The following is a 19,540-nucleotide window of genomic DNA, read 5'->3' on the forward strand; positions in this document are numbered from 1 at the left end:
CACAAAGACACAAAGACACAAAGAAAAGAAGGGTCTGGTTTGTTCAACGGGTAGCCTGAGAGCAACCAAAAAAACTTTGTGTCTTTGTGCCTTTGTGGTTCCCTTCTTTTAGGGCTTTTGCGACAGCCTCCTTCGCGGGGATGACGGTACGTGGGTATTTCCTGCAGTTCCACTACCTTAAGAGCTATAGCCATTTCGACTTTCTCTTTTGGACATTTTTAATTGCACCCTTACCGGGTTGTTTTCTCTATAACATAAGAATTCAGTGCAACTTTTATTAAATTAAAAGGAGACGGTGGAATGAGTCAGGTCGCTGAAGAAAAATGTCGTTTAATTACAGCCCGTTATAGCCTTTGATAATGAATAGCTTAAGCGATAAATAAACGACATTAATAGTGTTTTGTTAAATTGAATATTTCATTTTTTTTCATCATGTTGTTTAATAGATTTCTGGAACTATACTCTATGGACGATTATTGTCAGACCCAGAGTGTTCTGCTTGGGGCGTCTTCTTGTGATAAGTCGCTCTTGTGGTAAGTCACCATAGGTTTTCTATGGTTTGAGGTGTTGGATTTGCAGTTGTGTGTATGAAAGTAGTTTGGCTTTGTCTCAATACTGGTTGCATATCTGCTCTTGATTAGATGTAGTGGGGTTTTTCAGGCCAGATAAATCAAAGCAATATCTCTCCCCTCCTGTGTTTCTGTGTGATTTACCGGCGTAAATGGCACAGACTGGCTTTATCATGGGTTGGAGTTGATCAATGCTTGTAACAATAAGACCATTGGACAGGTCAGTATCGTGGCACAGGTAACCGGGACTAATGGCCCGTTATCAGTCACACCTCTGAGAAGTAAAGCAGCACAATAAGTCTGCACAATAATAATAAGAAGTTTCCGCTGCGATCAGCGGATAGTCAGGGGATGTAAGGGAATGATGCAGCAGGCGAAATCTCTCTTTCTTCTTCTTGCGGGACTGGCTGTAACGGGTAGTAGCCGTGCTGCATGGGAAGTCAACATGACCGAAGGTGTTACGGCTGTCAGCCGCAATATCTACGGCCTTCATATGACCATATTAATGATTTGTGTCGTTATCGGCGTGATCGTTTTTGGTGTCATGTTTTACTCTATTTTCAAGCACCGGAAATCCAAAGGCGCCGTACCCCACCAGTTCCATGAAAGTACTCTGGTGGAGATTATATGGACGTCCATTCCGTTTTTAATTCTTGTTCTGATGGCCATTCCGGCGACCAAAACACTGGTGGATATTTACAATACCGATGAGGCTGATATTGATATCAAAATCACCGGTTACCAGTGGAAGTGGCAGTACGAGTATGTGGGCGAAGATGTTTCCTTTTTCAGTAATATGAGCACGCCCAGAGAGCAGATTCTTAACGTTCGGAACAAGAATCCTAATTACCTGCTTGAGGTTGACGAGCCTTTGGTTGTCCCGGTGGGTAAAAAGATTCGCTTCCTGGTGACTGCCGCGGATGTGATTCACTCCTGGTGGGTTCCTGCCTTTGCGGTAAAGCGTGATGCCATTCCCGGATTTATTAACGAAGCCTGGACCAATATCGATGTGCCCGGAACTTACCGTGGGCAGTGCGCAGAGCTGTGCGGTAAAGATCATGGCTATATGCCCATTGTTGTTGAGGCAGTGTCGGAAGAGGATTATGAGGCATGGCTTCTGGCGAAACAGGCGGAAGCAGAAAAAGAACGTGAGCTGAATGACAAAACATGGACCATGGACGAACTGATGGCCCGCGGTGAACAGACTTACAACAAGGTTTGTGCGGTTTGTCACCAGCCAAATGGTGCAGGTATGCCTCCCATCTTCCCTGCCCTGAAAGGCAATCCAATGGCGATGGAGGCCGATCAGATCGGTGCTCATGTGGGTATGGTGATGAACGGTAAGAAAGGCACCGCCATGCAGGCTTTTGCCGGTCAGCTGAATGAAGTGGACCTTGCGGCAGTTATTACCTACGAGCGTAATGCCTGGGGCAACAATACCGGCGAAATGGTGACGCCAAAAGAGATCGTGGAGTATAAGAAAACTGGCGAATACGTGAAAGATCCGGCCAGGCAGGCCATGCCCGATAACAAACAGGCGAGCCTGTAAGGAGCATTGATATGACTTCGGTAACTGACTCTGTTCAAGATAGCGCGTCACAAGATCATCATCATGGTCCTGCAAAAGGTTTGATGCGCTGGGTTCTCACCACCAACCACAAAGACATTGGCTCCATGTACCTGTGGTTCAGTTTCATCATGTTTCTGACCGGTGGCGCCATGGCGATGATTATCCGGGCTGAGCTGTTTCAGCCCGGGCTGCAGATTGTCGAACCGGGCTTCTTTAACCAGATGACTACGATGCATGGCCTGATCATGGTGTTCGGTGCGGTTATGCCCGCCTTTGTCGGACTGGCCAACTGGATGATTCCCATGATGATCGGGGCTCCGGACATGGCTATGCCCCGCATGAATAACTGGAGTTTCTGGATACTGCCTTTCGCCGCAGTGATGCTGGTAAGCACATTGTTTATGGAGGGTGGAGGGCCTAACTTTGGCTGGACATTCTACGCACCGCTATCAACGGATTACGCGCCGCCCTCAACTACCTTCTTCATCTTTGCCATCCATATGCTGGGTGTCTCTTCCATCATGGGGGCCATTAACATCATCGCCACGATCCTGAACCTGCGGGCTCCGGGTATGACCATGATGAAGATGCCGCTGTTTGTCTGGACCTGGTTGATTACCGCTTATCTGCTGATTGCGGTTATGCCGGTACTGGCCGGTGCGGTGACCATGATGTTGCTGGATATTCACTTTGGCACCAGTTTCTTTAATGCCGGCGGTGGTGGCGACCCGGTATTGTTCCAGCATATCTTCTGGTTCTTTGGGCACCCGGAAGTGTACATCATGATTCTGCCCTCTTTCGGCATTGTCTCAGCCATTATCCCGGCCTTTGCCCGTAAGCCCCTGTTTGGCTACACCTCCATGGTTTATGCCACTGCCAGTATTGCGTTTCTGTCGTTTATTGTCTGGGCTCACCATATGTTCACCGTGGGGATTCCCCTGATCGGTGAGTTGTTCTTTATGTACGCCACCATGTTGATTGCTGTGCCAACCGGTGTGAAGGTCTTTAACTGGGTTACCACGATGTTCCGTGGCTCCATGACGTTTGAAACGCCGATGTTGTTCTCAATCGCCTTTGTGGTGCTGTTTACCATTGGTGGTTTCTCTGGGTTGATGTTGTCCATTGCCCCGGCTGACTTCCAGTATCACGACACCTACTTTGTGGTGGCTCATTTCCATTATGTGCTGGTGCCCGGGGCGATCTTTGCCATTTTTGCGGCCTGTTACTACTGGTTGCCCAAGTGGACGGGTCATATGTATGACGAGACGCTGGCCAAAGTGCATTTCTGGCTGTCATTTATTGGCATGAACCTGACCTTCTTCCCCATGCACTTTGTAGGTCTTGCCGGAATGCCCCGAAGAATTCCTGACTATGCCCTGCAGTTTGCCAACTTCAATGAAATGTCCAGTATCGGTGGTTTCATGTTTGGCACCACTCAGTTTCTGTTCCTCTTTATCGTTATCAAATGTATTAGAGGTGGAGAAAAAGCATCTGCTAAACCTTGGGAAGGGTCGGAAGGGTTGGAATGGAGTGTGCCCTCACCAGCTCCTTATCACACGTTCACCACCCCGCCGGATATTAAATAAGATGTTGGAGGGGAACGTGATTTGGCGTGATTTGAACTGTGGGAGGCAGCATGAGCGATGAGAAAAAAGGCGCAACCCAGGGTGAGGTTGAGCGTTCAACACGTCGTACCGTTTTCCGTTCTATTCTTGCGGCCTGTGGCATGTTCGCTTTCGGGTTTGCCATGGTACCGCTGTACAACGTGTTCTGTCAGGTAACCGGACTCAATGGCAAAACTGACCCGGTTGCTTACCAGTACCAGGCGACCACCGCTGAAGTTGATACCAGTCGTGATATTAAAGTGCAGTTTGTGGCAACGAAAAATTCAGGCATGAGCTGGGATTTTTCACCAAGCACATCGCAGGTAACGGTTCATCCCGGTGAGCCCGGGCTTTTGACTTTTGTGGCCCGTAACCCAACCGGGAAAAGAATGGTTGGCCAGGCAATTCCCAGTGTCACCCCTTTTGAAGCCACGAACTATCTGCATAAGGTGGAGTGTTTTTGCTTTACTACCCAGACACTGGAGCCTTATGAAGAAAAGGTGATGCCGTTACGGATTATTGTCGATCAGGAACTGCCAAAACATATTAAAAAGCTAACCTTGTCGTACACACTGTTTGATGTAACTCATTTGAATTAGGGAGCAAGGGCGTACTCCCTGCCTAATCAGGAGAGGATCATGGCTACCGAAGAAGGTACCTATTATGTTCCGGCCCAAAGCAAGTGGCCAATAATCGCATCCATCGGTCTTTTTATGACCCTTGCCGGTGCCGGTATGATGATTAACGACATGTCAGCGGGCGTTAAGGATTCCAATGCCCACTACGTATTTTACGCGGGCGGTCTGCTTATGGCCTGGATGCTGTTTGGCTGGTTCGGGAATGTTATCCAGGAATCACGTTCCGGGCTTTACAGTGCTCAAATGGACCGGACATTTCGCTGGGGCATGTTCTGGTTTATTTTCTCGGAAATCATGTTTTTTGCGGCACTGTTTGGCACGCTCTTTTATGTCCGGACGCTGGCCGTCCCCTGGCTGGCCGGTGAGGCTGAAGGAGCGATGACCCATCAGTTCCTCTGGCCTGATTTTGTCGCCGACTGGCCGTTGATGGTAAACCCGGATAATGACCTGTTTGTTGGTGCGGCAGATGTCGTTGACCCTTTCCATCTGCCATTGTTAAACACGCTTTTGCTGGTGACTTCCAGTATTACCCTGACGCTGTCTCACCATGCGCTGAGAGCGAATGAGCGTTACAAAGTGAAGTTATGGCTGATCATCACACTGGTGCTCGGCGCTGCATTCCTGTTCTTTCAGGCAGAAGAATATATTGAAGCGTATAACGAGCTGGGCCTGACATTGAGCGCCGGGATTTATGGCTCGACCTTCTTTCTGTTAACCGGTTTTCACGGTGCTCACGTAACGCTGGGCGCCATTATGCTGGCCGTGATGCTGGCTCGTGTTTATCGGGGACACTTTGAGGCGGAGAACCACTTTGCCTTTGAGGCGGCCAGCTGGTATTGGCACTTTGTTGATGTGGTTTGGGTTGGCTTATTTGTGTTTGTTTATCTGGTTTAGGCCGCTGTCACCGGTAAAGCCAAGGGGCCTGGCTGTGAATATCACCATGCAGCCAGGCAACAACGATGATCACCATGATAAGTACGGTAAGCCCGATACGCACTTTCAGTGAATTTAACAGTTTGGCTGAGCCCTTTTTTTCAGTGAGTAAAAAATAAAAGCCGGTACCCAGGCTGATAACAACGGCAACAAAAAGAAGAATAATAACGAGTTTTATCCACATGTTCTTAGCTCAAAAGTTATCCACAAGTTGTTGGTATGAACTTATTTTTTTCACACCTTAACATAGAAAGACTGTTCACTTGATGTTTGGATTCAGATTGAAGTTGACCCTATTAGTGATTGCCCTACTGCCAATACTGATGGTATTGGGTTTCTGGCAGCTATCACGTTATGAGCAAAAGCTGGTGCTGGAGCAGGCTTATGAGTCCCGGCATGACCTTGCGCCGGTCACTATTTCTCAGGCTCAACTGCATGACGACCCCTTGTTTTTGCCAGTAACCGTGAGTGGGCGGTTTGATCCCGATCGGTATTTTTTACTGGATAATCAGGTTTACCAGGGAGAGGCCGGATACGAGTTGTTTATGCCTTTGCTAACTGATGAGGGGGAATGGTTGCTGATTAACAGAGGCTGGATTCCTGCCGGAGACCGTGAGCAATTACCTGAGGTACGAACCGATCCGGGTCACTTGGTTCTCACCGGATTTGCGTACCACCCTCTGGGTAAACCTTTCATGTTGACTGAGGATATTTGGGAAGACGGTTGGCCAAAACGCATTCAGGCCCTTGACCAGCTCAGGATGTCAGAGGCTATTGAAAGCACAACACCAGACTTTTTTTTAATACTCAACAATGGTCAGCCACAGGCTGAGCAGGTTCGACCGGTAGTGGTCAACCTGAAGTCTGAGAAGCATTTTGGGTATGCGTTTCAATGGTTTGCAATGGCGCTTGTACTTCTGGTTTTGTATGGATTTCAGATGATTCGTGCAGGAAAACAGCCATGAGCGGCACTTTTATATAAAAACAATAAGCATGACTTTCAATGAAAAGACGTGACCTGTGAGGTAATCATGCCGGAAATAATCGCTAAACCGAAAAAGAATAGCCGTCTTCAGCTTGCCCTGGTAGTTCTGATTCCTTCTATTGCCATGGGCATGGCATGGCTTATGTATTTTACCGGGCTCGGGGTGCCGGATGGACGCACCAATAAAGGCGAGCTGCTCTTACCCCCTGCCCAATTTTCAGCCTTAAACCTTCAGGATGGAGATGCCACCGTTGATCCTGATGACACAGAAGGTTTGTGGCGTGTCGTGGTGTTTGGCAGCACCCGCTGTAATGAGTCTCAATGTCAGGAAAGTCTCTACAAAACCCGGCAGGTTCATATCGCACTGGGAAAAGATGCTGACCGGATAACCCGTTTCTATATCGCACCGGGAAAACCGGAGCCATCGGACCAACTGGAATCCGAGCACCCCGGAATCTATTGGCTTAAAGCTGACAATAAAAACATTCAAAAGACCCTTGGTTTGCTGCAATGGCCGGAAAACCGGATTTTTATCATTGATCCTTTCGGTAATTTGATCATGGGGTATCAGGTGGGCCAGCCGGGTGGAGACCTGCTGAAAGATCTGAAAAAACTGCTGAAAGCATCCAATATCGGTTAATGGGTACTAAATGATTATTCGAGCATTTATTTCTCCTTAATCTGGTATTTATTGGTTAATAAAAGGGTTGGTAATGGGTAGTCAACTTGATGGTGTCTTTTCATGAAGAAAGCGATAAGGAAAAAGGGATTTTATCTCGCTCTGGTTGCCACGCTGCTGGCGAGTCTGGTGGTTGGCCTGGGGGCGTATACGCGGCTGGTGCATGCCGGGTTGGGTTGTCCGGACTGGCCCGGTTGCTATGGTTTTCTGACGGTGCCAGATACGCAGCAGGAAATTGCAGTCGCAGAGATGTTGTTCCCCGATGCTCCTGTTGAGGTGAATAAAGGCTGGGCCGAGATGAGCCATCGCTATATTGCCGGGGCTCTGATGATTCTTGTTCTGGGGATTGTCATTCAGGCGATCAGGCATCGCCGTGAACCGGGTCAGCCCTTCAAGCTCCCCATTCTTATTCTGCTTCTGATTACACTTCAGGCTGCCTTTGGTATGTGGACGGTGACGCTGAAGTTATGGCCGCAGGTGGTTACGGCTCATTTGCTGGGTGGCTTTGCTACATTCAGTCTGCTGTTCTTGTTAACGCTGAGGCTGTCGGGTTTGCATCAACAGAAGGTGCCTGCACCGCCGGTGTTCTGGCTGAAAGGCATTGTGGTCTTGAGTTTGCTGGTGGTTATCGGTCAGATCAGTCTGGGTGGTTGGACCAGTTCAAACTATGCCGCCCTTGCCTGTCCTGACCTGCCCATGTGTCAGGGGCAATGGCTGCCTCCCATGAATTTTGAGGAAGGATTCGATGTTGGCCAGGATATTGGCCCGAACTATCTGGGTGGGCAGTTGCACGCTGAGGCTAGAACGGCTATTCATTTTGCTCATCGCACAGGGGCATTACTGACAGTACTATTACTAACGATACAAGTGCCTGTTGCGTTTAGAGTGTCAGTGGGAGTTGGCGGTGTTTCCGGGGCGATGGTTCGCAGGCTGGCACTGTTGGTTTTGATGATGGTGGTTATTCAGGCAGGTCTTGGCCTGAGCAATATAATCTGGAGCTTGCCGCTGGCTGTCGCCGTTGCCCACAACCTGGGTGGCGCACTGTTGCTGTTATCTCTGGTGGCCTATAACTACTTTCTTTTTGGCGGCGCTCTTTTGTCAGAAGCGTCAGAAACAAGGAGTGCTGAAGCATGAGTCAATCGAATGTACTGCAGGCAGGGAGTGCCCACTGGCGGGATTACCTGGAGCTGACCAAGCCCAAAGTTGTCGCTCTGATGATCTTAACCTCGGTTATTGGTATGTATCTGGCGACCCCTGGCTGGGTGCCTCTGGATATTCTGTTTTTTGGCAATCTCGGGATTGCTCTTTGTGCCGGAGCAGCAGCCATTATCAACCACGTGGTTGACCGGAAAATCGATACCATGATGGCGAGAACCCATAAACGGCCAGTAGCCACCGGTCGTGTCGAGCCTTTTCAGGCCGTTATCTTTGCCTTTGCCATTGGGTCGATGGGAATGGCCATGCTCTTTCTTCTGGTGAACCCGCTGACAGCCTGGTTAACCTTTGCATCGCTGATGGGCTATGCCGTTGTCTATACGCTGATTCTGAAGCGGGCAACGCCCCAGAATATTGTGATTGGTGGTCTGGCGGGTGCTGCGCCTCCCTTTCTTGGCTGGACGGCAGTAACCGGTCAATTTGACGGCCATGGTCTTTTACTGGTGTTGATTATTTTTGCCTGGACCCCTCCCCACTTCTGGGCGCTGGCCATTCATCGTAAGGCGGAGTACGCCAAGGCGGATGTTCCCATGTTGCCGGTTACCCATGGCGAGGCTTATACCAAGCTTCATATTCTGCTCTACACCATCATTATGTGCGTGGTCACCATACTGCCATTTTTGACCGGGATGAGTGGGGTTATCTATTTGATGGGGGCAAGCATTCTGGGTGCAAGATTTCTTTACTGGGCGATCGTTCTGCTTCGTGACAGCCGCCCCCATGCAGCCATCAAAACGTTCAGGTATTCGATAACTTACCTGATGCTGTTATTTGTGGTTCTGCTGGTGGATCACTATTCATTTTATCTCTGGGTTTAAGGCGCGATTGTGGATACCAAAAGGAGTAAGGCTGTGAGGAAAACGGTCACTATTTTACTGGCTGTAGTCGCCGTCGTTATGGGGCTGACGTTTAATAAATTTTTGAACAAACCCCCACTGTCTAAAGAGCAGCTACAGCAGATGGGGGCTGTGGTTTTTGAGACCCCCAGAACCTTTAATATGGAAGGCCTGGTTGACCATAACGGCCAGCCATTTAAGCCGGAGAATCTCGAAGGACGCTGGAGCCTGATCTACTTTGGCTTCACCTTCTGCCCTGATATCTGTCCGGCAACGCTGAGCCAGTTGAATAAACTGGACACCCTGTTAAAGAAAGAGTCACCCGAGCTTGCCAAAAGCATGCAGTACATTATGGTGTCGGTGGATCCAAGAAGGGATACGGCGGAAAAACTGAAGGGGTATGTGCCTTACTTCAATAAAGATTTTATTGGGGTGACGGGTGATATTGCGAATATCTACAATCTAGCTGTTCAGATGAATGTGCCATTTACACCGGTCATTGATCCGGAAGATGAGTTTTATTTAGTGGATCATGGGGCGAATCTGGCGTTGATCAATCCAAAAGGTGATTATCATGGGTTTATCAGGCCGCCACTGGATCCGGTTAAGTTATCCTCTGTGCTCAATAGCGTGAGTGACTGATAGTTCCACCGGTTAGCGCAAAGGCTAACCGGTGGAAATAAAGTAACTTTATTTCTTTCCAAGCAGTTTAGAAAGTTTTGACTTATGCTTTTCCTGTGCTTTCTGAATCTCATATTTTTTATTATCCAATGCTTTTTCTTCACGACTGAATATCTTATTAATATGAGTGGCTATTTTCTCTGGGGCATTATCATAATTAATAAGCCCATCAATAAACTCTTCAGTCATATCTTGTTGTTTAAGCCACTGAACCTGACAGCCAGTTTTTTTCAGTTGTCCAGTCAACTCTGTATTTTCAGCAAAGAATTCGGCTGGAGCTTTAGCTAAAGTCGAGATTTCAAACCATTTACTCATTAATTCTTGTATATTTTTGCCATGTTTTTTTGCTGTAGTTGACAAAGTTGTCAAGTACTGATTAAGAAATTCATTAATGTTCTGATTGAAGTCATTCAACAGATTTTGCTTTTGATCACGCCCGAGAATATAAGCTTCATATTTACTTTTTTGAATATTTCCAGGGTTCTTTTTCTCTCCTTCAGCATCTATGTCACTACGAACTGCATCATGGTTACCTTCTTTACCCGCATGATTTGCGTGTTGTTTCATTAGAGAATTTAAGTGTGTGTTGTTACCTTTAATACCACTGGCAGCAATGACTTTTTTGGTAAGCTGGTCTTTATAGTGATCCCATGCTCCATCATTGATGTATTCTGATGCTGTTTTAAAAGTAACTGGAGTGCTTTCAGTGGATTGGATTTGTACTGCATCCACTGGTTCAGTGGCATTATTTTTTATTTTGGCATTAATTTGAGCAAGAAGATCTCCTTGCGCTGAAGTTGACTTGTTTTTTGCCTGCTTTGCCATCTTCTCTTGCATTTTCAATGCAGCAGTAGATTGTTTATTTTTATTTCCACCCTGGTTCCAGGTTTTTTTGGGCATGGTAGCTACTGGCGAGCCAGATGCCGGAGGCGGCGGTACAAAAGCTGGTGGAGGTGGCGGTGGAGGTGGAGTTTCTGGGATGGCATTTACACCATTAGAAACTGCAGACACTCCACGAGCGGTATAAGGAGTAGCTTCAACTTTAGCGGGTGATCTGTTAAGTAACAAAGTTCCATTAATGGGTTGGCCATTCCCATTGACTAGCAGTTTAGCGGCGAGCTTGGGTGGCTTTTTGGTTTGAGTTAAATCAGTTAGATTTCCTGATCCTAATATTTGAGCCAGAGCGCTAGGCATGATGAAACTCCTTTTTACATCAATTTGAACCATATTCTTGATAAATAGACAAATATCTGCAATTAGACTTTGGTATTTAAAATAACGTTGTTACATCAATTGTAGGCTCATTTTTTTATTCATTATGAATAAAAAACTTATAAGTATTCTACTTTAATCTAATAGCCAGCGTTGGCTGGCTATTTTACTTTTTATCTCTTTTTAATTAATTGAGTCATTAGAAAGAGTAAAAAACTGGATACAACGACTGATGGGCCTGCGGGTGTGTCCAGGTACCATGAGGCTATTAAGCCACCGGAAACCCCCAGAAGGCCCAGTAATGCTGAAAACAGGACCATTTGCTCTGGTGTTTTGGCAAGGCGTTGAGCTGTGGCAGCCGGAATAATCATCAGTGAGGTAATCAGCAGAACCCCTACAATCTTCATGGCTACGGCAATAACCAGTGCCATTAACAGGGTTAACACCAGCCTGAGCCTCTTGACCGGTATACCCTCCACCTGAGCCAGCTCGGCATGAACGGACATCGATAGCAAGGGCTTCCAGAGCCATGCCAGGGTAGCCAGAACCACGCCTCCCCCGCCATATATCCAGTACAGGTCGGATGGGCCTGTTGCCAGCAGGTCGCCAAACAGGTAGGACATCATATCTACCCGGATATTATCAGCAAAACTGACGGCAACCAGACCAATAGAAAGAGAGCTGTGAGCGAGAATGCCCAGCAGGGTGTCGGAGGCAATGCGTTGCTTTTCCTGGAAGCTGACCAGAATGAGGGCGACTATTAATGAGCTACAGATTACCGCCAGATTGATATTTACGTCCAGCATCAAGCCCAGGGAAACACCCAGTAGCGCCGAATGAGAGAGCGTATCGCCGAAATAAGCCATTTTTCGCCAAACAACAAAGCAGCCCAGGGGCGCCGCCAGAATGGCTACACCATAGCCTGCCAGTAAGGCATACAGGAGAATATCAGACATCACTGGCTTCCTTTTGAGCAGTCTTTTTGCGGGTCGAGCACATGGCCATCAATTCCGTGATGGTGATCATGGTGGTGTGTGTATATGGCCAGTTCATCAGACTCACCACCAAACAGACGAAGGTAGGCTGGATGCTGCTTTACCTGTTGGGGATGCCCCGAGCAGCAGACATGCTGATTGATACAAACGACTTTATCAGTAGAGGCCATGACCAGATGAAGGTCGTGGGAAACCATCAGAACGGCGCAGTTTTCCTGGTCGCGGGATTCATTTCGAAGATCGGTGATCAGCTGATAAAGCGCTTTTTGACCGGTGATATCAACCCCCTGGACAGGCTCGTCCAGCACCAGAATATGCGGCTTATGCAGAAGTGCCCGTGCCAGCAGAACTCTTTGGAGTTCACCACCAGAAAGCGACTGCAGGGGTGATTGCAGAACATGGGTAACGCCGGTACGGTCCAGGGCATTGTTGACAGCGGTTAAGCGACAACCTGTTAGCCTGAGGAAGCGATTGACGGTTAAAGGCATTGAGTCATTGATATGCAGTTTCTGAGGCATATAACCAATACGAAGCCCTTTTTTTACTGTTCTCTGGCCTGAAGATGGCGCTTGCAGACCAAGAGCAATGCGTACAAGGGTGGTTTTGCCGGCGCCATTTGGGCCAATCAGGGTTACAATTTCACCAGGATTCACCTGCAGGTTGACGCCGGTAAGCACTTCTCTGTTCTGGAATTTCATCCAGATGTCACTCAACTCTATCAGTGGTTGATTCATAATCTGTTGGCTCTGCTCTTTAATCAAAAAACAAAAAAAATCCTGCCAGCGGTGATTTACGCGGGTGTATGGACAAAGAGCGGCTCATTCATGGCCGATCAGGTGTTTTGACAGTTGATGCATAAGCCCGTTAATTCGATGCGGGTTTTGTTAATGGTGAAACCATGATCACTGGCACAGGATTTCAGCGATTGATCAATCTCCGGGTGTTCGAGCTCAGCGGTGATTTTACAGCGTTCGCAAATAAGGAAGTAGCCATTATGCTGCTTGCCCGGATGACTGCAGCCTATATAGGCATTGATTGATGCGATGCGGTGAACCAGCCCCTGCTCCTGAAGAAAATCCAGGGCACGGTAGACCGTCGGAGGCTGGGCCGGGCGTGATTCACCCTGGGTGAGTTGTGCCAGTATATCATAGGCCCCAACCGGACGATGGCTTTGCCAGATCTGTTCCAGTACTTTTTCTCTCAGGGCAGTGAGGCGAACATTTCTGCGTTTGCACAGGTCGTGAGCCTCCCGAAGAGCTGATTGAATACAGAGCCCATGGTTATGATTTACGTACGGATTAAGCTCGTCTGACATGGTTCTTGAATCGGGGTATTGTGAGTGATTGTTATATTGTAACGTTTTGTTGTTGTAGCGTCATTCTTTACAGCTATAAATTGTTACATTATTTTGAACAAATCCCATTAATGACAGTCACAGTCATGGCGTCACTTTTTTAGCCAACTGAATTAAGGTTTACTATGGAAACAAGTCCTCTTAATACTGGTGCCTCGGGAAGTTGTTCTAATTTAGCATCTGATAACATCCCCGTGGATCCTGAAAAAGTTCCAGCCCTGAATAGGGAGTTAAGTGTTTCTGATCCTGTTTCCGAACCTGGATTATCTTCCACTGATCAAGATCATTCAGGTGAGGGTATTTTGTCACGAACGGCAGTCGCTGATGGAAGCTACTCGGTTGGAGTTCAGGGTTCTTCAGCATCACCGGTCCAATCATTATCAGAGGGTGATATCGGGGTAAACGAGCAAAAGTCGGATGTTGAGAGTGGCAGTGATGATGAAACCCTTTCGTTAAGACCGGCAATGTCAGAAACCAAAGATCTGGTGAACGGTGATGTCAAAAGCAGCACGGTTGGAGTTCAGGGTTCTTCAGCATCACCAGTCCAATCATTATCAGAGGGTGATATCGGGGTAAACGGGCAAAAGTCGGATATTGAGAGCGGCAGTGATGATGAAACCCTTTCGTTAAGTTCGAATTCGTCGAGTTCGGCAATGTCAGAAACCAAAGATCCGGTGAACGGTGATGACAAAAGCTGCACGGTTGGAGATCAGGTTCCTTTAGAATTACAGGCCCAATCATTATCAGATGATGATAACGTTCAAAAGTCGGGTGTTGAGAGCGGCAGTGATGATGATGACACCCGTTCGTTAATTCCACCAATGCCAGAAACCAAAGATCCGGTGACTGATAGTGACGATAGAAGCTCCGTTCAGGATCAGGCTTCGAAAGAATCCAGTATTCTGTTAACGGTAATGGATTTACCGGTAAGTTCTGGTATAGATACCCCTCAGCCAAAAGCGAGCGATGAGGTAGAATACCCAGAGCGTTTATCCAAAGAGTTGCCTGAAGTGGGATTGGTCGATAGTCGTATCGAAACGTGGAAGCAGATAGAAAAAGATAATTCGTCGTAGCCCTGAATAACGTCTGAATATTCTGATATTCTGGACTCCGCTCCCGAGTTATGGGTTCGTCGAAGAGTCGAAAGGCGTGACCTCCGGTTTAGACCCTTCGACCCCGCTCAGGATGAGCGGAGGTCGAGTTCTAAACAGGAAAGTTGTCAAATAAAAAAACTGTTCCCCAAGTGAGTGCATGGCGCTCAACGCTTCACTGAATACTGTGTCAGGGGAGCTTCAGTCCAGGATGTTTGTTCTTAGCTTGAGCATTATTTTGAACTCATCCGGATCGAGAAAATCACGAACATGGTTTTCCTGGTGTTCGCCATCGGCTTCTTGCTCAGGGTAAACAAACGTGATCAGTCTGGAAATCCAGAACCGGAATGCTGCCAGACGTAACATTAAAGGCCATGCCTTTTTTTCATTCTCAGTCAATGGTCGAACCCAGATATAGGCTTCAGTCAACGCCTTCAGACGCTGGTTATCCAGCTCAAGGTTATCTGTAAGGCACCAGTCGTTTACAGTAACGGCCAGGTCATAAATCAGCCAATCATTACAGGCCTGGTAAAAGTCGATAACCGCTGAGATTTTTCCCTGATCAAAAAGCACATTATTATGAAACAGGTCTCCATGAATAAGCCCCTTTGGCAGATGTTTGAAGGTTTCCAGGGCCTTCGATATGCTGTGCCACTGCTCTGCCATAAAGCTTGCATCATCTGGATTGAGTAATGGAATCAGCCTTTGTTGCTGAGCATCCAGCCAGGGCAGGCCTCTCTGATTTTCCTGATAAAGTGAGGAGCTCTGCCCTGCTGTATGAATTTTTGCCAGCATCGTACCAATTTGCTGGCATTGATCCAGAGTGAGATTCTTTGCATCAGGGTGTTGCCCTTCAAAGCATTGAACGATCAGAGCCGGTTTTCCCTTTACCGTTTGCAGGGCTGCACCCTTTCTGTCTCTGATGGGATTTGGAACCGGCAGGCCGCTGGCTTTCAATTCGTCGGTATAGGCAATGAAAAATGGCAGTGTTTCCGCAGGCAGGTATTCAAACAGTGTTAAAACATAGCGCTGCAGATGACCTTTCTTATCAACATCCAGAAAGTAGTTGGTGTTCTCAACGCCACCTTCAATGCCTTTAAACGACACTGGTTTACCAATATCATAACGAGCCAGAAGTTGTTCAATATCTTGCTGAGTTAAATGGGTGTAAACAGCCATGAAGTCCCTGTTTGTTAAATAGTTAGCTCTATGGTTCTAGTGTTTTCAGAGGAGTGGCGCTGTAGAAAGTACCAGCTATCCGTCATTCTCGCCTTCGCGGGAAAGGAAGGGGGAGAAGTCGGCATTTTCAACCTTTTTCGACATCCTCCTGCGCGGGAATAACGATGGTACATTCTTAATTACAGTTTCCCTTATTGCCATTCAATAATAATCCATGAAGGCACTAACAGGGTTCGTTTTGTTGGATCAATGGGATTACCTTCATTGTCTGAGGCAATGAGATAATATGGCTTACCGACTTTGGGGATAACCTGGATAGCATAAAGCCGGCCACCCACCCGGTATTCTTTATAGGTTCTTGAGTCACCGGTACGGATCACAACGGATGTATCATCCCTTTGCTCCAACGATTCCGGTCGCAGATATTTTGGGATTTTTTTGATCGAGTCATCGGTAAAAACAACCACTTTTTGATTATCTGTGACGTTTGTGCTGGCTGCTGATGGTTCAGAGCCTTCCGGACTGTGTGTTGCACATCCAAAAAGAAACAAGGGCAGGAATGCCATACCCAACTGCGCTCTTTTTCTGAAGGGTTTCATCAGGAGCCTCATGATAATTGCCTTATAAACCATTACACTATTTTGCTCAAACAGCATTCTATACCCTGTTACCCAGAATCGTAAGTGAGTCCGTAATCCATGTCAGAACAAGCCAGTACACCGCCTCTCATACTCGTCGATGGCTCATCTTACCTGTACCGCGCTTTTCATGCCTCTGAGCGTGCTAACCTGAGGACAGCGGATGGCCGGCCTACCGGGGCGATCAGGATTATGACCAATATGCTGCGCAGCCTGATGCGGCAATATCCGGACAGCCATGTGACGGTGATTTTTGATGCCAAGGGCAAAAACTTTCGTCATGAGATGTACAGCGAATACAAGGCAACCCGCAAGCCGATGCCCGATGACCTTCGACCACAAATAGAACCTATCCACCAGATCGTCCGGGCCATGGGCCTGACACTGTTGATGATCAGTGGTGTTGAGGCGGATGATGTAATTGGTACGCTGGCTCGGCAGGCCACAGAAAATAAGATCGACACCATTATTTCCACCGGTGATAAAGATATTGCCCAGCTGGTCTCAGCCCATGTATCCCTGATCGACACCATGAATGATACCCACACCGATGAGACTGGAGTGGCCAGCAAGTTTGGTGTTCCCGCCCATTTGATTATTGATTTCCTGGCGTTGATGGGCGACAGCAGCGATAACATTCCCGGCATGCCGGGGGTTGGTCAGAAAACGGCACTGGCTCTGCTTAATGGGATTGGCAGTATTGATGAGATTGCTGAGCGACTGGATGAAGTGCCAGCACTGGGATTCAGAGGCAGCAAGAATTTTGCGGAAAAGTTTATTGAACATAAGGATATCGTGCTGTTATCCAGAGAGTTGGCGACCATCAAGACTGATGTAGAGCTGCCGGTTGCCATTGATAATCTGGCAATGCAGCCAGTTGATAAAGAGAAGCTATTAGCTCTGTATAAAGAGTATGAATTCCGAAATCTAATTGCGGAGCTGGAAAAAGATGACGCCAGCATAGCTTCGAATGAGGAAGCAGCGGCCCCTGCCGGTGAATATACAATCATTACCGACGAATCCGTATTTCTCGATTGGCTGAAGCAGCTTGAGACTGCAGAGCTGTTTGCCTTTGATACGGAAACCACCAGTCTGAATTATATGGTGGCGGAGTTGGTCGGGGTTTCATTTGCCGTGGAGTCTGGCAAGGCGGCTTATGTTCCCCTTGCTCATGATTATCTGGGTGCACCTGTGCAACTGGATAGAAACTGGGTACTGGAGAAACTGAAGCCGCTGCTGGAAGATCCGAAGAAACTTAAAGTTGGCCAGAATTTCAAATACGATGAAAGCGTGCTGGCCCGGTATGACATTCATATAAAAGGTGTCGCCTTTGACACGATGCTTGAGTCCTATGTTTTGAACTCCATCGCTACACGACACAATATGGATGCCCTTGCGGATCATTACCTGGGCTACCGCACCGTCAAGTTTGAAGATATTGCCGGCAAAGGTGCAAAACAGCTGACGTTTAATCAGATTGAACTGGAAAAAGCTGGTCCCTACGCTGCAGAAGATGCGGATATTACTTTGCGTCTTCATCAGGCTATCTGGAAGCAGTTGCAATCGGAAGCATCGCTAACAAAGGTGTTCAATGATATTGAGATGCCACTGGTTGATATTCTTTCCCGTATTGAGCGAAACGGAGCGCTGGTGGATGGCGGCCTGTTAAGTCAGCAGAGCCTGGAGATTGGACAACGGCTCAAAGAGCTGGAAAAGGCGGCCCATGATGCGGCCGGTCAGGCGTTTAACCTGTCATCTCCCAAGCAGCTGCAGGAATTGTTGTTTGAAAAGCTGCAATTGCCAGTGATCAAAAAGACCCCGAAAGGACAGCCATCAACCGCAGAAGAAGTCTTGCAGGAGCTGGCACTGGATTACCCTTTACCCAAATTGATTCTGGAACATCGGGGGCTCAGCAAACTGAAGTCTACTTACACCGATAAGCTGCCTAAGATGATTAATGCTGGCACGGGGCGCATACATACGTCTTATCATCAGGCGGTAACGGCCACAGGACGATTGTCGTCTTCTGACCCGAATCTTCAGAATATTCCCGTTCGGACACCAGAAGGTCGTAGGGTGCGTCAGGCTTTTGTTGCACCAAAGGGCTATAAGCTGGTGGCCGCTGACTACTCACAGATTGAACTGCGGATTATGGCGCACTTATCCCATGACCAGGGGTTGCTGGATGCTTTTGCCAAAGGGTTGGATATTCATAAGGCAACGGCCGCTGAAGTGTTTGGTGTCACGCTTGATAATGTAACCAGTGATCAGCGACGCAGCGCCAAGGCCATAAACTTTGGTTTGATCTATGGCATGTCCTCCTTTGGGTTGGCTAAGCAGCTGGGTGTCTCCAGAAAGTCTGCACAGGAATATATTGATCTCTACTTTGCGCGCTACCCCGGTGTCCTGAGGTATATGGAAGAGACCAAAACCTTTGCCCGGGAAAAAGGCTATGTGGAAACCCTGTTTGGTCGTCGCCTCTATTTGCCGGAAATCAATGCCCGCAATGGTATGCGCCGTCAAGGTGCAGAGCGAACCGCCATCAATGCCCCCATGCAGGGCACCGCTGCCGATATTATCAAGCGGGCAATGGTTCAGGTTGATCACTGGCTGCAAACCTCAGGACTCAATGCCCGGGTGATTATGCAGGTTCACGATGAACTGGTTCTGGAAGTGGCAGAAGACCAGGTCCAGACCGTTGTTGAGGGGATAAAAGCCCAGATGGCCGATGCAGCAGAGCTCAGTGTCCCTCTTCTGGTTGAAGCGGGAGTTGGAGATAACTGGGATGAGGCACACTGATGCTATTCATTACGAGGATGCATCAGAGAAAAGTTCTGAGATGGGTTTTGTAAGCATTTCTTAAAGACGGGAACTTTTTACCAAAACGAGTATCTCATGTAGTGAGCCTCGAATAAGTTGCTCCTTGTGTGTTTTGTGTTGGTAATTTTAAAGGCGGTATGTGTTCCCCCCATATATCGTATCAGGCCAGTATTCCTTATTTGGATGCTGGCTTTTTTGTTTGTCCTGTTTCTTTTCTTCTATGTCCCAGAGGAACTCTGAAATTTTTTTATTTTTTCGGGAACTTTTTCGAATTCTGCTTGTCTGAGTATATGAGGATAGGAAAAAGACAGCAGTTTGGTACGAGTTTCTTATTGCTCACTGTGTGTTTTGTGTTGACAGAAAGTTAAGTGGTAGGCTGCTCCCCTGTAGCCGAAGCTATATAGCCAGTATTCCTCCCCCGGATGCTGGTTTTTTTTTGCCTGTCAGATCCCAACTGGCTAATGAACAGATTCACATCGCCGAAATAATATTAAGGGCGCACTGATTGATGGTGTGTCCTCCCAGTGTACTCAAAATGGCC

18 protein-coding genes are annotated in these 19,540 nt (G+C 47.7%); 11 read left to right on the top strand and 7 right to left on the bottom strand.

Going from position 1 to position 19,540, the window contains the following annotated elements:
• Window positions 1–930: 930 nt before the first annotated feature.
• The 4 genes from coxB to RM811_RS09605 are packed head-to-tail and all read left to right on the top strand — an operon-like array spanning window position 931 to window position 5,275.
• Window positions 931–2,118 carry a cytochrome c oxidase subunit II gene (gene coxB / locus RM811_RS09590; protein ID WP_402523381.1) on the top strand — a complete coding sequence of 396 codons (1,188 nt, stop codon included), beginning with the start codon at window positions 931–933 and terminating at the stop codon, window positions 2,116–2,118.
• An 11-nt stretch (window positions 2,119–2,129) separates the two neighbouring features.
• Window positions 2,130–3,725 (top strand): cytochrome c oxidase subunit I, encoded by a 1,596-nt coding sequence (gene ctaD, locus RM811_RS09595; RefSeq protein ID WP_402523384.1) that lies wholly within the window; start codon window positions 2,130–2,132, stop codon window positions 3,723–3,725.
• Between the two features lie 50 nt (window positions 3,726–3,775).
• Complete coding sequence (locus RM811_RS09600; RefSeq protein ID WP_402523386.1) at window positions 3,776–4,342, top strand: cytochrome c oxidase assembly protein; 567 nt, start codon at window positions 3,776–3,778, stop codon at window positions 4,340–4,342.
• 39 nt (window positions 4,343–4,381) lie between these two features.
• Entirely contained in the window at window positions 4,382–5,275 is an 894-nt protein-coding gene (locus RM811_RS09605; RefSeq protein WP_402523388.1) for a cytochrome c oxidase subunit 3, read from the top strand.
• Between the two features lie 7 nt (window positions 5,276–5,282).
• Here RM811_RS09605 and RM811_RS09610 read toward each other — a convergent pair whose 3' ends face one another.
• Window positions 5,283–5,498: a DUF2909 domain-containing protein gene (locus RM811_RS09610; protein ID WP_402523390.1), complete on the bottom strand. Its 216-nt coding sequence runs from the start codon at window positions 5,496–5,498 to the stop codon at window positions 5,283–5,285.
• 97 nt (window positions 5,499–5,595) lie between these two features.
• Here RM811_RS09610 and RM811_RS09615 point away from each other — a divergent pair, with 97 nt between their 5' ends.
• The 5 genes from RM811_RS09615 to RM811_RS09635 all read left to right on the top strand — a co-directional run bounded on the left by RM811_RS09615 (window position 5,596) and on the right by RM811_RS09635 (window position 9,671).
• On the top strand, window positions 5,596–6,279 hold the full coding sequence (locus RM811_RS09615) for an SURF1 family protein (protein ID WP_402523393.1): 684 nt from the start codon (window positions 5,596–5,598) through the stop codon (window positions 6,277–6,279).
• 66 nt (window positions 6,280–6,345) lie between these two features.
• Entirely contained in the window at window positions 6,346–6,939 is a 594-nt protein-coding gene (locus RM811_RS09620) for a hypothetical protein (protein WP_402523395.1), read from the top strand.
• Between the two features lie 102 nt (window positions 6,940–7,041).
• Window positions 7,042–8,112, top strand: a complete 1,071-nt coding sequence (locus RM811_RS09625; RefSeq protein ID WP_402523398.1) for a heme A synthase — start codon at window positions 7,042–7,044, stop codon at window positions 8,110–8,112.
• Window positions 8,109–9,011 carry a heme o synthase gene (gene cyoE / locus RM811_RS09630; RefSeq protein WP_402523400.1) on the top strand — a complete coding sequence of 301 codons (903 nt, stop codon included), beginning with the start codon at window positions 8,109–8,111 and terminating at the stop codon, window positions 9,009–9,011. Before RM811_RS09625 ends, cyoE begins: the two co-directional genes overlap by 4 nt.
• A 9-nt stretch (window positions 9,012–9,020) precedes the next feature.
• On the top strand, window positions 9,021–9,671 hold the full coding sequence (locus tag RM811_RS09635; protein ID WP_402523402.1) for an SCO family protein: 651 nt from the start codon (window positions 9,021–9,023) through the stop codon (window positions 9,669–9,671).
• Window positions 9,672–9,719: 48 nt separating this feature from the next.
• On the opposite strand, the gene RM811_RS09640 is transcribed toward RM811_RS09635, so the two are convergent.
• The 4 genes from RM811_RS09640 to RM811_RS09655 form a co-directional block, all read right to left on the bottom strand.
• Entirely contained in the window at window positions 9,720–10,904 is a 1,185-nt protein-coding gene (locus RM811_RS09640) for a hypothetical protein (protein ID WP_402523404.1), read from the bottom strand.
• Window positions 10,905–11,095: 191 nt separating this feature from the next.
• On the bottom strand, window positions 11,096–11,878 hold the full coding sequence (gene znuB, locus RM811_RS09645) for a zinc ABC transporter permease subunit ZnuB (protein WP_402523406.1): 783 nt from the start codon (window positions 11,876–11,878) through the stop codon (window positions 11,096–11,098).
• Window positions 11,878–12,651, bottom strand: a complete 774-nt coding sequence (znuC, locus tag RM811_RS09650; protein WP_402523409.1) for a zinc ABC transporter ATP-binding protein ZnuC — start codon at window positions 12,649–12,651, stop codon at window positions 11,878–11,880. The genes znuB and znuC overlap by 1 nt, the downstream gene beginning before the upstream one ends.
• 98 nt (window positions 12,652–12,749) lie before the next feature.
• Window positions 12,750–13,232 (bottom strand): Fur family transcriptional regulator, encoded by a 483-nt coding sequence (locus tag RM811_RS09655; RefSeq protein ID WP_402523411.1) that lies wholly within the window; start codon window positions 13,230–13,232, stop codon window positions 12,750–12,752.
• Window positions 13,233–13,573: 341 nt separating this feature from the next.
• On the opposite strand from RM811_RS09655, the gene RM811_RS09660 reads away from it, so the two are divergent.
• Entirely contained in the window at window positions 13,574–14,344 is a 771-nt protein-coding gene (locus RM811_RS09660) for a hypothetical protein (protein WP_402523413.1), read from the top strand.
• A 219-nt stretch (window positions 14,345–14,563) separates the two neighbouring features.
• On the opposite strand, the gene RM811_RS09665 is transcribed toward RM811_RS09660, so the two are convergent.
• A complete protein-coding gene (locus RM811_RS09665; protein WP_402523415.1) occupies window positions 14,564–15,541 on the bottom strand; it encodes a homoserine kinase in 978 nt (325 codons plus the stop codon).
• 191 nt (window positions 15,542–15,732) lie between these two features.
• Complete coding sequence (locus RM811_RS09670) at window positions 15,733–16,197, bottom strand: DUF2782 domain-containing protein (RefSeq protein ID WP_402523418.1); 465 nt, start codon at window positions 16,195–16,197, stop codon at window positions 15,733–15,735.
• 42 nt (window positions 16,198–16,239) lie between these two features.
• Here RM811_RS09670 and polA point away from each other — a divergent pair, with 42 nt between their 5' ends.
• Window positions 16,240–18,978, top strand: coding sequence for a DNA polymerase I (polA, locus tag RM811_RS09675; protein WP_402523420.1), 2,739 nt, complete (start codon window positions 16,240–16,242; stop codon window positions 18,976–18,978).
• The last annotated feature ends 562 nt before the right edge of the window (window positions 18,979–19,540 follow it).

The organism is Endozoicomonas sp. (assembly GCF_031844845.1).
GTDB lineage: Bacteria > Pseudomonadota > Gammaproteobacteria > Pseudomonadales > Endozoicomonadaceae > Endozoicomonas.